The organism is Chitinivorax tropicus (assembly GCF_014202905.1).
Lineage (GTDB): Bacteria > Pseudomonadota > Gammaproteobacteria > Burkholderiales > SCOH01 > Chitinivorax > Chitinivorax tropicus.
The window spans coordinates 22,549-38,027 of record NZ_JACHHY010000001.1 but is presented as its reverse complement, the minus strand read 5'-3'; the positions used below and the strand labels follow the sequence as shown (position 1 = coordinate 38,027).

The 15,479-nt window shown below is 61.9% G+C and carries 4 protein-coding genes; all 4 read left to right on the top strand.

All coding sequences use genetic code 11. The annotated features are described in order from the left end of the window. Positions 1 to 10: 10 nt before the first annotated feature. The 4 genes from HNQ59_RS00085 (at position 11) to HNQ59_RS00070 (ending at position 15,455) form a co-directional block, all read left to right on the top strand. A complete protein-coding gene (locus tag HNQ59_RS00085) occupies positions 11 to 1,261 on the top strand; it encodes an SDR family oxidoreductase (RefSeq protein ID WP_184033473.1) in 1,251 nt (416 codons plus the stop codon). A 14-nt stretch (positions 1,262 to 1,275) separates the two neighbouring features. Then, positions 1,276 to 1,971, top strand: coding sequence for a hypothetical protein (locus tag HNQ59_RS00080; protein WP_184033470.1), 696 nt, complete (start codon positions 1,276 to 1,278; stop codon positions 1,969 to 1,971). Continuing rightward, positions 1,958 to 2,740 (top strand): amidohydrolase, encoded by a 783-nt coding sequence (locus HNQ59_RS00075; RefSeq protein WP_184033467.1) that lies wholly within the window; start codon positions 1,958 to 1,960, stop codon positions 2,738 to 2,740. The genes HNQ59_RS00080 and HNQ59_RS00075 overlap by 14 nt, the downstream gene beginning before the upstream one ends. A gap of 112 nt (positions 2,741 to 2,852) precedes the next feature. Beyond that, positions 2,853 to 15,455 carry a non-ribosomal peptide synthetase gene (locus HNQ59_RS00070; protein WP_184033464.1) on the top strand — a complete coding sequence of 4,201 codons (12,603 nt, stop codon included), beginning with the start codon at positions 2,853 to 2,855 and terminating at the stop codon, positions 15,453 to 15,455. The last annotated feature ends 24 nt before the right edge of the window (positions 15,456 to 15,479 follow it).

Here is a 15,479-nt window from a genome sequence, read left to right as displayed (position 1 = left end):
GGTGCTCGGCATGAATTATCGGGCCAAGACGACTGTCAGCAATATCGTATTGACCGGTGCCACTGGCGTGATGGGTGGCCGGTTGTTGCAAGAGATTCTCCGCACCACGGAAGCCTATGTGTACTGCGTGGTGCGCGCGGAAAGCCACGAAGCGGCGATGAGCCGCATCGAGGAAGTGCTGTTCTGCTACGACGAGGAACGGCGGTTGAAAGAGGAAACCTGGCGCATCATCCCGCTGCTGGGCGATGTCAGCCAGCCCAAGTTGGGCCTGAGTGATGAGTGCTACGACGAGCTGGTGAATACCATCGACGTCGTGTTCCACTGTGCAGCCAATGTCAGCCTGGTGGCAGCTTACAACAAGATCGCTCCCGTCAATGTGGGTGGGGTGGCGAACATGATCGAATTCTGCCTGGCCGGCAAGATTCCCTTGATGTTCACCTCCAGCTTCAGCATGGTCGGTGACAAGCTGTACGAGCCCGATTTCGTGCTGCGTGAAACCGACCATGACGTAGGTCAGGGCTTCGAAGAGATGGACTATGAGCGCTCCAAATTCGAAGCGGAAAAGTTGGTTCGGGAGGCCAGTGACCGTGGCCTGGACTGGGTGATCGTGCGCCCCGGCAACATCTGGGGCGATAGTGAAACCGGTTGCTACCCGCTCAAGCAGACCAAGGTCAAGGGCATCTATTACGAAATGCTCAAGGCGCTGGTCGAGACAGGTATGACCTTTCCCTCTGACGAAGATTTCGATGTCACCCCGGTGGATTATGTTGCCAAGGCTGCCCTGCATGCGGTGATGAACCTGCATCTCACCAATCGCCGTACCTTCAATCTCACCAACCCGAATATCGTGACCTACGACGGGATCGTCACACGACTGCGCGCATACGGTTATGTCGCGAAGGAGATCGAGACGCAACGCTATTTCGAGGCCTTGCAACAAGGCCGGGTCACCCGTAATGGCAAACCCTATCGCTCGACATTCACCGATCTGTTGTCGATTTTCTACGACGGCAGCGACTGCCGCGAGTGTGCCAAATATGACACCACTCAGATCCAGGCCCTGCTGCATGAAACCGACATTCGCTGCCCGGAGCCTGATCAGGCCTTGTTCAAACGCTATCTCGACTATGCGGTGCGAGTGGAGTTCCTGCCACCGCCGGCTCAGCAGACCCCGCTGGCGGAGCTGCGCGACATTGTCATGGGTGGCGGTTATATGGAAAGCCTGTACGACGCCGACCTGAGTGAACCCGCCCTGGCCTGAGGAAAACCATCACCATGCAAGCCGACACGATGGAACAAGCCGTCATGACGCCCGCCGGGGCTCGTCATCTATTGCGTTATCAGGTGCTGTCCGACAACGAACCGGTGGGCGAGCTGTTGTCCGAACAGTTGCTGGTAGTCGAAAGTGGCCGCTCGGCACTGTTTCTGCGTAATCAGCTGGCCATCCGGGCCAGCAGTTTCTGGTCGGACTATGTGCTCGATTCGGAAGAGGAAATGCTGCTGGATGCGGAAGGATTGTGCCGCTACGCCGGCATCTCGACTGAGGATGGTGAACAATCCGCTGTGACCGGCATGCGGGAGACGGACGCGCTGACACTGCATATCAAAGAAGAGCGCATTTACACCGAGCGCTTTGCGCTGAGCACATTCGACGCCACCAGCCAGAATGCCGCCAGTGACTTCCTGGCCCGTGGCGACGGGCAAGCCACTTGGCGGGTGCTGGATCTGGAAACATTCGAGATCGACAGCTGGCAGTTACGGCGCTTGCCAGAGGAGTCGTTACAGGTATGTGGCCAGACCGTGTCAGCACAGGTCGTGTCCATCGACATCTGCGGCCAGCACAGCCGCAGCACGGCGTGGTACGTGCACCGCGACGATGCCTGCATTCTGGTGCGTGAAATCAAGGAAGAGTTGGGCGAGCGCAACGAAGTGATTTTGATCAATTGGGATATACAACATGCAACAACGTGACTTGAAGCTGACTCTGGTGCAAACCGATATCACCTGGGAAGCCATTGAAGACAATCTGAGACGCCTGGAGCGAGAGCTGGCTGAGGTCAATGACACCCAGCTCATCGTATTGCCGGAGATGTTCACGACTGGGTTCAGCATGCGCCCGACCAGTATCGCTGAAACCATGGATGGCAAAGCGGTGAACTGGCTATGTGCCACCGCCCGTGCCAAGGGTGTGGACATGGTAGGCAGCGTCGCCATCGAGGAAGATGGCCGCTACTACAACCGTCTGCTGTGGGCCAAGCCAGACGGCACCCTGCTGCATTATGACAAGAAACACCTGTTTTCCTTCGCGGGTGAGCATCAGCACTACACCCCTGGCGACGCACCGCTGATCGTTGAGCTGAATGGTTGGCGTATCGCCACCTTCATCTGTTACGACCTGCGCTTTCCGGTGTGGTCGCGCAATGTCGATGCCCGCTATGACCTGGCGCTGTACATCGCCAGCTGGCCGGAACGCCGCGCCCGGCACTGGCAGGCATTGCTGCCCGCGCGTGCCATCGAAAACCAGAGCTATGTGGTCGGCGTGAACCGTATCGGTACTGATGGCAACGAGATCCGTTACAGCGGGGACTCGATGATCATCGATCCCTTGGGTGAAGTGCTCTTCCACGAGCGCAATCAAGCCCGTATCCAGACCGAAACCCTGTCGCGCAGTCTGTTGGACGAGGTGCGCAGCCAGTTTCCATTCCTCAAGGATGCGGATCGGTTCACGTTGCAGGCTTAGGTACGCCTGACACGCTTCATGGCCAGCGTCATGAAGCTGTGTCGGACGGGCCTGGATGGAGGGTGCTGCTGGCGGCTCAGGCGGCACAAAGTCAATCTTGTGAAGGTACGGAATGAATATTCTGTTTGAATTCAGTCAGGTTGCAGCTCGTTTTGCCAATCGGATCGCGCTGGAATACAACGGACAATCGATCACTTATCAGGCATTACAGCAGCGGATCGCACACCTGCAGCAACAGATGGCAACCCGCTGGCAGGCGGGCAAGATGATTGTGACCTTGCTGCCAACCCAGCCAGGGCTGGTGACCAGCGCATTGGCCATCTGGGGGGCAGGGCGCATCTTCGTGCCGCTCGACCCTGGCCTGCCAGACCAGCGCTTGCGGACATTGCTGGCTGATCTGCCGGTGGGGCTGATTCTCACCGAGGCCAGTCAGCAAAGCCGATTGTCACGGATCGTCGCACCCGACGCCTGCCCGCCTGTGTGGTGTCTGGATCAGGCGGATGAGCAAGTGGATGCCGACGCTGAACTGTTGCTGCAGGAGCATGACCTGGCCTATCTGTACTTCACTTCTGGCTCGACCGGCACCCCAAAAGGTGTCTTGGGCCGTACCGACAGCCTGCTGCAGTTCATCCGCTGGGAAGGGCAAGCACTGCACATGACAGCAGATGACCGGGTCAGCCTGCTCACGGCTCAGATGTTCGACCCCTTCCTGCGTGATCTGCTGTTGCCTCTGCTGCATGGCGCCACCCTGTGCCTGCCCCCCAGCCGGGATCTGGTCTACTCGCCAATGGCGTTGCTCGACTGGTTCCAGCAGCAACGCATCAGCGTCACCCATCTGATCCCGTCATTATTTCAGGTGCTGATCGAGCAGCAACAGGCCGCCGAGGCCTTGCAAGCGCTACGGGTGGCCGCTTTGGCCGGCGAAATGCTGAAAGGCTCGCTGGTTGATACCTTCTATGCCTTGGGGCTGCCACACGCCACCCTCATCAATTTATATGGGCCGACTGAAACCACCCTGGCCAAGTGTTGGCATCGTGTCAACGAAGCGGATCGGCACCGCACGGTGGTGCCGGTAGGCTTCCCAATCGACGCTGCTAGCGTCCATGTGGTGGACGATGCAGGGCAACCGGTCAATGGTGATCAGGTTGGCGAGGTGCTGATAGCGACCCCATATATGTCAGCGGGCTATCTGAACGCAGCCGCAGACGACCACGCACGCTTTTTCATGGGCGATGGGGCCTTGGCTGGCCTGCGTCTCTATCGCACCGGCGATTTAGGCCGTCAGTTGGCCGATGGCAGCCTGGAGCTGATCGGTCGCAGTGATTTCCAGATCAAGATCGATGGCCAACGCATCGAGCCTGGCGAGATCGAAAGCCTGCTGGAGCGGCATCAGTCCATCCGGCTGGCCATCGTCCAGCCCATCAAAGGGCCAGCCGGACAAACGCTGCTGGCAGCGTATCTGAAGCGGCAGCCGACAGCCGAGCCACTGACCCGGCAGACTTGGCAGACGTTTTTGGCGCATTACCTGCCCGCTGCGGCGATTCCTGCGCATTTCCAATATATCGAGAACTTCCCGCGTCTGCCTAATGGCAAAATCGATCGCAAGGCGCTGACCCTGGTCGGCCAACCTTGGTTGGATACGACACCGATCCAAGCACCTGAAACCTTCCAACAACAGCAATTGGCTGCCATCTGGCAAACCTTGCTGCAGATTGAGCCGCTAGGGTTGGAGGCCGATTTCTTCGCGCTCGGTGGCAGCTCGCTGGTGGCCATTCGGATGCTGGCCCAGGTGGGGCAGCTGTGTGGTCGTACCATGCCATTCGGTGCGTTTTTCCAGCAGCCGACCCTGGCCGCGCTGGATCACTACCTGAACGAACAGCCTGCCGGGGCCGAGTCCAATTGGCCGAGCCAGGGCCGATCAGTGGGGCTGGCCACGCTCGACCAGCAACGGCTGTTCTTGCACCAACATCTGCAGCCTGACAGCACGGTCTACAACATGGCCTATGTGGCCCATTGGCAGGGCCCACTGGATGTGCCAGCCCTCCGGCAGACCTTGCAAGCCCTGCAGACCCGCCACCCGGCGCTACGTACCGCCTTTACCCTGGTGGGCGAAGCCGTGGCGGCCCGCCTGATGACACCCATAGTGGCGCCTTTGCATTGCAGTGATGCGGAAGATGAAGAAGGCGCCATGGCCCAGTTGCATCGATTGGCCCATCAGCCATTTGATCTCGGCAGCGGGCAACTGTGGCGGGTGGGTGTGGTCAGCGTGGGTACGGCCCAGCACTGGCTGGGTCTGAGCATCCACCATATCGCGGCAGATGCCTGGTCGGTCGATCTGCTCTGGCAGGATCTGCAGACCCTGTATGGCCGCCAGTTGGAAGGGCAAGCCCAGGCTGCGACCGCCCCCGCCACCACCGTGCTGGATGCAGCCCACTGGCAACAGACCCAATTGGCAGGCGCTGCGGTACAGCAAGCGCGCGAATATTGGCTGGAACAGCTGGCCGGCTCGCTACCGATCACCCAGTTGCCCTATGACCGTGAAGCCGGTCACATCCACAGCCAGCGCGGTGCGAGGCTGAGCTGCATTCTGCCCGCCAGCCTGCACCAGCCCGTGCATGCACTGGCGCAAGCCCACCAGGCGACGCCATATATGGTGCTGATGGCGGCTTTTGCTGCTTTTCTGCAACGCTACACCCAGCAGCAGGACATTCTGATCGGTACGCCCGTGGCCAATCGCCCTCATGCCGCCATGGCGGACATGGTGGGGTTCTTTGTCAACCTGTTGGTGATGCGCCACCGTGTGGTGCCCGGGCAGACGCTACAGGATCTGCTGCCCCAGGTCAGACAGACTGTACTGGATGGCCTGACTCACCAAGCCCTGCCTTTTGACATGCTGGTCGAGGCGCTCAACCCACCCCGCCATCATGGGGTATCGCCGCTATTTCAGGTGCTGTTCGTCTACCAAGGCCACCAGGCGGGGGCCAGTCGTCTGGGGCCGGTCACCTTGTCTGCGCCCGGTCAGCTCGATCTCGGGGTGGCCAAGTATGACCTGACGCTGGAGATGTGGGAGCAGGCAGGCCAACTGCACGCGGTGTGGGAATACACCAGCGAACGCTTCAACGCAGACACCATTGCGCGCATGGCGGCCAATTTTGAGCACTATCTCACCACCATGCTGGCCCAACCTGAACAGGATCTGGCCAGGCTTCCCTTACTGTCTACCCACGAAGCCAGACTGTTGGCTGCGTGGAACGATACTGACACGCCGTTCAGCGACGACTGCGGCATTCATCACCTGATCGAGCGGCAGGCGGCCCGCACACCCGATGCCATCGCCGTGATCGATGGCGACACGACGATCAACTACCGACTACTGGATCAGCAAGCCAATCAATTGGCGCATCAGCTGGTAGGGCTGGGGGTCAGGCCCGGCGTCACCGTTGGCATCAGCATCCCACGTTCTGCGGCGCTGGTGGTGGGCTTCCTTGCCATCCTGAAGGCGGGCGGGGTGTATGTACCCATAGACCCAGACTACCCCTTGGCACGGCGTCGGTTCATGATGGAAGACGCCAATCTGGCGCTGATGGTGACACTGTCGTCGCTGCAGGATGTCTATGCCGACGCCCAGGTGCCGATGCTGCTGGTAGACAGTGCAGCTGATGCCATTGCCAGCCAGCCTCGGACGGCACCTACGGTTCAGGTCGGGCCGCAGGATCTGGCCTATATCATCTACACCTCGGGTTCGACAGGCCGCCCCAAGGGGGTGCTGATCCGCCACCAAGGGGTGTGCAACCTGGCGGAAGCTGAAATCGAACTGTTGCAGATGGGCCCAGGCAGCCGCGTGTTGCAGTTCGCCTCGTTCAGCTTCGACACCTCGATCTGGGAAATCGTCATGACCCTGTGCGCCGGCAGCGCACTGGTGATGGCCCCCGCGCTGAGCCTGCTGCCCGGACCCGACCTGCTGGCACAGCTGAAGCGCCATCGGGTCAGTCATGTCACCTTGCCTGCCTCTGCCTTGGCGGCATTGCCAGACGATCCATTGCCTGATCTGCAGGTATTGATCGTGGCGGGCGAAGCCTGCGGGCTGGATCTGCTGCGCAAATGGGGCGTGGGTCGTTGTTTCGTCAATTCCTATGGCCCGACCGAGGCCACGGTCAGCGCCACCAATGCCATTCTGGCGCAGGATGCCGAGCGGATTCATATCGGTCGCCCGCTGCACAATACCCAGATCCATCTGCTGGACGAGCAAGGCCAGCCGGTACCGGTAGGGGTGGCAGGTGAGTTGTATATCGGCGGCATCGGGCTGGCGGTGGGCTATCACCAGCGCCCAGAGCTGACCGCCGAACGGTTCGTAGTCAACCCATTCGACCCAAGCGGCCAAAGCCGTCTGTATCGGACCGGGGACTTGGCCCGTTGGTTGCCGGACGGACAGATCGATTACCTGGGCCGGATCGATCAGCAAGTGAAATTACGCGGCTTCCGGGTCGAGCTGGGCGAGGTCGAGGCTGCGCTGCGCAGCCACCCAGCAGTGGTCGATGCGGTGGCCATGGTGCGGCATGACTATCTGGATGGCGCCGCCATCGTCGCCTATGTATTGGTCAATGCAGCAGACCAGGTCGATCCTGCGGCCTTGATGGCCCAAGCACAGGCCAGCCTGCCTGGCTTCATGCTCCCGTCGGTCATTGTGCCGATGCAGGCATTTCCGCGTTTGCCCAACAATAAAGTCGATCGTAAAGCCTTCCCGAGCCCACATCAGCCGGCAGGGCCCGCCACGATGACAGACGATGCCCCGCAAGGCGAGGCCGAACAGACCCTGGTCACACTGTGGTGCCGTTTGTTGCGCCGGACAGCAGTCAGCCGCCATGCTTCCTTCTTCGATCTGGGTGGGCATTCGCTGCTGGCGGCCAAGCTGGTGGCCTTGCTGGCCAGTGAATACCAGCTGGGCCTGTCGGTGCGCGATGTATTCGAGGCCAAGACCATTGCCGCCCTGGCGCTGCGCATGGCCCGAGTGGGCACGACCGACGATACGCTGCCGGCCACCGTTGGCTTGGCACCGCTCAGCCACGCCCAGCGGCGGATGTGGTTCATCGAGCAACTGAACCCTGGCCAGGCGGCCTATCACATCACCACCATTACCTATCTGCAGGGTGGTGTGCATCTGGGCATGTTGTGCAAGAGCCTGGATCGGCTGTTCAGTCGTCACACGGTGTTGAATACCCGGCTGACCCTGCAAGCCGGTGAGGTATACCAGCAGATCCATGCCGAGCCGGCGCGATATCAGATCGAAACCCTGGGCGGCTTGAGCGATGCCGACTGGCAGCAGGCGGTCAGCGCGTTGGCCAGCCAGGACGCCGCGCAACCATTCACCTTGTTGGATCAGCCCCTGTATCGGTTACGGGTGCTGACGGCGAGCCCAACCCAATGCGCCCTGGTGTGGACGGTACACCACCTGTTGCTGGACGAAGCCTCACTGGCGGTGCTGGATGAAGATCTGTTGAATATCTACACGACACTGCAGGCAGGGCAGGAGGTGGACTGGGCCACGCAGCCGATAGCCTATCCGCGATTTGCCAGCTGGGACCGTGACCCGGCGCGCGCGGCGGAGCGGGCCAGCCAGCTGCAGTATTGGCAGCAGACTTTTGCCAGCCTGCCGCCGGTGCTGACCTTGCCGACCGATGTGGCTCACGAAGCACCCCTCACACATCAGGCCAGCAAGGTCTGCCTGGCCTTATCCCCCGACTTGACCACCGGGATACGGCAACTGGCGCAGCAGGCGGGCACCACACCGTTCAACGTGGTGTGGCTGGCCTACCAGTTGTTGCTGCACCGTTACAGTGGCGAAACCGACATCGCCGTCGGCGTACCAGTGTCGGTGCGGCCCATGCCAGCGCTGATGCACAGCGTGGGGCTGTTCCTGAATACCGTGATACTGCGCGGGCAGATCCGGCCACAAGCCAGCGTGCTGGATCAGCTGGCAGACTGCCGGCAACGTTGTGAGGCGGCGTTGGCGAATCAGGCCGTGCCATTCGAGCAGGTCGTCGATGTGATCGACCCTGCTCGTGAACGTGGCGGCGAGGGGGTGTTCCAGGTGATGCTGGCGTACACCGCCTACCGCCCACCGATCGAGCACGCCAGCTTGGCTCTGCGGCGAACAGGTGTGGACTCCAGTGATGCCAAGTTCGACTTGACCTTGTTCATCGACGAGCAAGCCGATCATTTCAACGCCAAATTCGAATACCAGGCAGCGCGGTTCGCAGCAACGACCATCGCGCGGTTTGCCCGCCATTTCGAGCGGCTGTTGCAGGCGATGGTCGCCCAGCCGGGTGCAGCCGTCGGCAGCCTACCAATGCTGTCGGCAGATGAGCGCCAGCAGTTGTTGATCGACTGGAACCAGACCGACTGCCCGATTCCGGACTGGTGTGTCCATCAGGCATTCGAAGCCCAAGTCAAGCAACGGCCCGACGCCGTGGCCTGCGTATACGGTAACCAGCGCCTGAGCTATCGCGAATTGAACCAGCGCGCCAACCGCTTGGCACGTTGGCTGCGGGCAAATGGAGCCGGGCGGGGCCAGCTGGTGGCATTGTTCATGCATCGCTCAGACCAGCTGGTGGTGGCGATCCTGGCCATCCTGAAAGCAGGGGCGGCCTATCTGCCCATCGATGCAGCCTACCCATCGCAGCGGGTCGCCTACATGCTCGACGACTCCCAGGCGGCAATCGTCTTGACCGAAGACAGCTTGCTGGACAGCCTGCCGACGCTCGATGGCCGGGTATGGCCGCTGGATTCCTTATGGACGCAATTGGCAGACGAGGCAGACAACAACCTCGATCTGCCTGTCTCACAGCAGGATCTGGCCTATGTGATCTACACCTCGGGCTCGACCGGCCAACCCAAGGGCGTGATGATGGCGCACCGTGGGCTGACCAATTACCTGAGCCATGCGCAGGCCTGCTATGACCGGCCTGCCACCACGGGTAATCCGATGCACTCCTCGATTGCCTTCGACGCCACCATCACCAGCCTGTATCTGCCGCTGCTGACGGGCAAGACGCTGTGGGTGATCCCGGAAGACGATGAGTTGATTGCATTGAGCGGATGCTGGCAACGGGAGCCCGCGCTGACATTGGCGAAAATCACCCCGGCGCACCTGGAGCTGCTGGGCAAGACCCTGCCTGCCGACGCCGCTGACCACACCCAGGTGTTGGTGATCGGTGGCGAAGCATTGCATGGCAATGCGTTACGGTATTGGCGCGAACATGGGCCCGCCGTGCGCATCATCAATGAATACGGCCCGACCGAAGCCACGGTCGGCTGCTGCATCTTTGACATTGCCGCTGGCGATTGCCCCAGCCAAGGTGCGGTGCCGATCGGCAGACCGATCCGCAACACTCACCTGTATGTGCTGGACGAGGCGCTGCAGCCAGTGCCCATCGGGGCCGTGGGGGAGCTGTACATTGGCGGGGCGGGGCTGGCGCAGGGGTATCTGAATCGGCCAGACCTGACTGAAGCACGCTTCATCCGTCACCCTTTCAGCGATGATCCGGCGGCTCGTCTATATAAGACCGGTGACTTGGTGCGCTATCTAGCGGATGGCAATCTGCTCTACCTGGGCCGGAAAGATCATCAGGTCAAGCTGCGCGGATACCGTATCGAGCTGGGCGAAATCGATGCGGCGCTGAGCAACCACCCGCTGGTCGAAGCCGCTGCGACCCTGATCCAGAGCCGCCAGGGCCGCACCCATCTGGTGGCCTATGTCGTGATGGCCGATGGCATGGCAGACACCCGCACCTTACGGAGCCACCTGTCCGAGCAATTGCCGGCATGGATGATGCCCTCTGACCTGATCGCATTGCCCGCCATGCCCTTGACCACCAACGGCAAGATCGACCGCGATGCCCTGGCCCGAATCGAGCCAGTGGCCCGCCCGGTGACGCAGACAGCTGCAACCAGCGGGATCGAGCAACAACTGGTGGGTATCTGGGAAAATGTGCTGCAAACCCAGCCGGTCGGCATCCATGACAACTTCTTCGAGCTGGGCGGGGATTCCATCCTCAGCCTGCAGATCGTGTTCCAGGCTCGTCAGCTGGGGCTGAAACTGGCGCCACGCATGGTGTTCGATTATCAGACCATTGCCGAGCTGGCCAGCGTGCTGGAGCCCGTCATCGAGCACCCGGTCGCCACACCGGCAGGGCAGGGTGCGCTGCCGTTGACACCGATCCAGCACTGGTTCTTTGCCCATAATCAGGCCAATCCACACCATTTCAATCAGAGCTTTGTGTTCGAGATCGACCCGACGGTGGATCTGGGCGCGCTGGAGGCGGCATTCGACGGTGTACTGACGCACCACGAGTGCCTGCGCAGCCGGTATCGGCAGCAGGACGGCGTGTGGCAGGCGGAAATCGGTGTCAACGTGCCCCCGTTCAAGCTGCAACGCTGTCAAATGCCCTTGCACGACCGCCAGTCCGGCTATCTGCAAACCACCTTGGCACAGTGCCAACGCGAGTTGGACATCGGGCGGGGTGCCTTGATCAGCGCGCTGTATCTGCATGACGAACAGCAGGCCCTGTTGTTGGTGGTGATCCATCACCTGGTGGTCGATGGGGTGTCCTGGCAGATCCTGCTGACCGACCTTTGCACTGCTTACGCTGCCCATCGCGACAGGCGGCCTCTCCAGCTGCCCGCCCGCACCGCATCCTTTCAGGACTGGGCACGTTTCTTGGCAGCCCAGCCGGATCAACCGGGCTGGCCCGACACCAGCCGCTATTGGCGGCAATGCCTGTCGGCCAAGGCGTTGACCCTGCCTCTGGATCAGATCGACGCCTCACGTCGCCCACCGGTTGCCAGTTGCCGCCAGCTGTTCTGGTCGCTGCCAGAGGCGGACACTGCCGTGCTGGCCCAGGCCGCCGCTGCCTATCATGCCAATACTGCCGATCTGTTGCTGGCTGCGTTGGCCATGACGCTGCAGGACTGGCTGGGCGAAGGAACATTACGCATCGACCTGGAAGGCCATGGCCGTGATGCCTGGGCCGATGCGCCTGATGTCAGCCGCACTGTGGGCTGGTTCACCAGCCTGTTCCCGGTGTGGGTGGCCGCACGGGCGGATTGGTCTTGCCATGACTGGTTGTGTCAGGTCAAAGAAGCCAGCCGACGCCACCCGCACCAAGGCGCCAGCTTTGGCTTGGTGGCCTGGGGGAGCGACGAACCCCTGGTCAGCCGTGGTGGCGAGGTGTGCTTCAATCATCTGGGGCGTCTGGAACAGGGCTTTCACCAAGCGCCATTGCGGGGCCTGGCAACGGTCAACGCCGGCAGCCGGCAGGCACCGGACAATTTGCGTGCCTATCTGCTGGAGGTGGACAGCTACATCCATGATGGCGAGCTGTCGGTGGCGTGGACATACAGTGACGGCTGCCATCGCGCCACCACGGTTCAGGGCCTGATCACCCGCTTTGGTCAACAACTGGCGAGACTGGTAGCGCATTGCCAGTCTATCGATCAGCCCGTGCTGACGCCCGCCGATCTGCCCCTGGCAGGTCTGGACCAACCTGCACTCGATCAGCTGCAGGCACAGGTGCCGGCTGTCATCGATGCCTATCCGCTGACAGCCATGCAGGCGGGCATGGCCTATCACAGCCTGCAGCAGCCACAAGCGGCTTTGTATATTGAGCAACTGGTGTTCGAGCTGACCGAACCCACACCGCTGGCCGATCTGCAAGCCGCCTGGCAGCAGCTCACCCAGCGCCATGCCCAGCTGCGTAGCCGCCTGTGGCTACATGGCAGCGATGCGCCATTGCAGTTGATCCTGCAAGAGGCCAGCCCAGCCTGGCAGCACCTGGATCTACAACAGGCAGCGGATGCCGAACAGCAATGGCAGTCCTGGTTACAGACCGATCGGGGCACCCCGTTCGATCTACATCATGCACCGCTCTATCGGTTGGCTACCTGCCAGTTGCCAGGGCAGCGGCAGTTGTGGGTGCTGACTCACCACCACGCCATATTGGATGGATGGTCGGTGCAGCTGTTGCTGGATGAGTTGAGCCTGCTGTTGCGCGAGGCAGCCTTGCCAGGGCAGCCGCGTCCGTTCCGCGACCATGTGGCAGCAAGCCTGGCCCAGGCTCCCGCAGCCTTGCAATATTGGCAACAGCAGCTGGCCGGGTTGACCGAGCTGACCCCTTTGCCAGCGGCATTCAACCAGCCCACGGAAACAGGGCAAGGCCGCGCAGACTTCGTGTTGTCCAGTGCCCAGGCAGCGCAACTCAACCAATTCGCCCGTCACCACCGGCTGACCCTGAGCACCTTGATGCAGGGCGCCTGGGCGCTGTTGTTGAGCCGCTACACCGGCCAGCAGGACTGCCTGTTCGGCGTCACCGTCTCTGGCCGTGCGCAGGCATGGCGTGGGGTGGAGCGCATGGTGGGGCTGTTCATCGGCACCGTACCGGCCCGTGTGGCTGTGGACGAGCGGCAGCTGGTGGTCACCTGGCTGCAGGCGATCCAGCACCGGCAGTTGCAAGATGAGCAGCATGCCAGCGTGTCGTTGGCGGACATCAAGCAGCAAACGGCCCTGGCTGGCCCAGGCCAGCTGTTCGAGTCGCTGCTGGTGTTCGAAAACTACCCTGGCAGCCAGGCCGAGGCCGAATCCCGCCTGCGTTTCGTCGAGGTCAGTGAGCGGACCAACTTCCCACTGACCTTGGTGATCTCACCCAGCAATGGGCTGCATGGTCACCTGCACTATGACCGGCAGTATTACAGTGCGTCGATGGCGGCCCAGCTGCTCCGGCACTTCCAGCAACTGTTGTGCTCGCTGGTCGAGGCGGAGCAGGGCACCCTGCGCGAGGTGGCGATGATGCCGGCCACGGAAGTGCAGTCTCTACTGCAGACCTGGGTGGCACCAGATACTGCCTTGCCAGCGGACAGCGCATTGCACCTGTTCGAGCAGCAAGTGGCCGCCACACCGGATGCCATTGCGCTGGAGACGGCAGGTGAGCAACTCAGTTACCACGACCTGCAGCAGGCAGCCTGCCAGATGGCGGCCACCCTGTGCCAGTTGGGCGTGCAGCGTGGCCAATTGGTGGCGGTCTGCCTGCCCCGCTCAGTGGCATTGGTGACCGCCATGTTGGCCAGCTGGTATGCCGGAGCGGGCTATCTGCCCATCGACATCAGCTACCCGAGCGAGCGGATCGCCTATCTGCTCGATGACAGCCAGGCGGCAGTGTTGATCACTCATTCGGCCTGCCTGCCCCGCCTGCCCGATACCCGGCTGCCCTGCCTGCAGGTCGATCAGCCCAGCCCACAAGGGATTGCTAAGGTTGGCGCGCTACCATCGCCCGGCGATCTGGCTTATGTCATCTATACCTCGGGCTCCACCGGCTTGCCCAAGGGCGTGATGATCGAGCAGCGCGGGCTGGTCAATTACCTGAATTATGCCCGCCGCGCCTATCGCGTCAGCGCCGACAGCCGTGCCTTGCTGCATTCGTCGATCAGTTTCGACGCCACCATCACCAGCCTATGGGTGCCTTTGGTGGCTGGGGGCCGTGTCGTCGTGGTGCCAGATGAGGCCGATGCGCAGGCGTTGGCCCAGGCAGTGGGGGCAGCAGGTCAGCAGCAGCTTTTGAAGATCACACCGGTTCACTTGGAATGGCTTGGGCAGACGTTGCAATCCGGGCAGGCCGCCCATGTCGCCGCCATGGTGGTAGGAGGGGAAGCGTTGAAAGGCTCAGCAGTCGCAGCGTGGCAGGACCAAGCGCCAGCTATCCGTATCTTCAATGAATACGGCCCGACCGAGACTGTCGTTGGCTGCTGCGTGTATGAATTTGGCGCAGGCGAACGGCATGCGGGCAATGTGCCGATCGGCCAGCCCATCGACAATACCCGCCTGTATCTGCTGGATGCCGAGCAACGGCCCGTGCCCTTTGGCGCAACTGGTGAGCTGTACATCGGTGGGGCCGGGGTGGCCAGAGGCTATTGGAACCGCCCGGCACTGACCGCCGAGCGCTTCATCGACGACCCGTTCCATGCCAATGGGCGGCTGTACCGTACCGGCGACTTGGTGCGTGCGCTGCCCAATGGCCAGCTGGATTATGTCGGACGCCGCGACCATCAGATCAAGCTGCGGGGCTACCGCATCGAGCTGGGCGAGATCGAGGCGCAATTGGCATCGCTGCCAGCCGTGCGCCAGGCAGCCGTGCGGCTGTGGGCGGAGGACGACGGCTATCTGGCTGCCTATCTGGTGGCGCAAGACCCGGTGCCACCAACCATTGCCAGCCTCCGTGCGCAGCTGGCGCAACGGCTGCCCGCCTATATGGTGCCCAGTCACCTGACGTGGTTGCCCGCGTTGCCGGAGACACCCAATGGCAAAGTGGATTACCCGGCGCTGCCCCGCCCAACCAATGTCTCAGCATGCCGACAAGCACCTAGCACCGAGACAGAGCGCCAGTTGGCCGCAATCTGGGAAAGCGTGCTGGGTATCGATGAGATCGGCGTGGATGCCCACTTTCTGGAGCTGGGCGGCCATTCATTGAAAGCGCTCCGCCTGTTGAGCCGGATCGGTCAGGTCTGGCCGGTGGCGATCACCCTGCAGGATCTGTTTGCGCATCCCACCATAGCCGGCCTGGCGGCATGTATCGATATGCGTCGCCAGTCCGCGCCACGGGCCGCCCCTGCGCCGATCAGCCGCATGGCGAGAGTGGCGCGGGGCACCGTGGAAGAGGTGAATTCATGAGCCGTTTCATCCGCCTCTCATCAC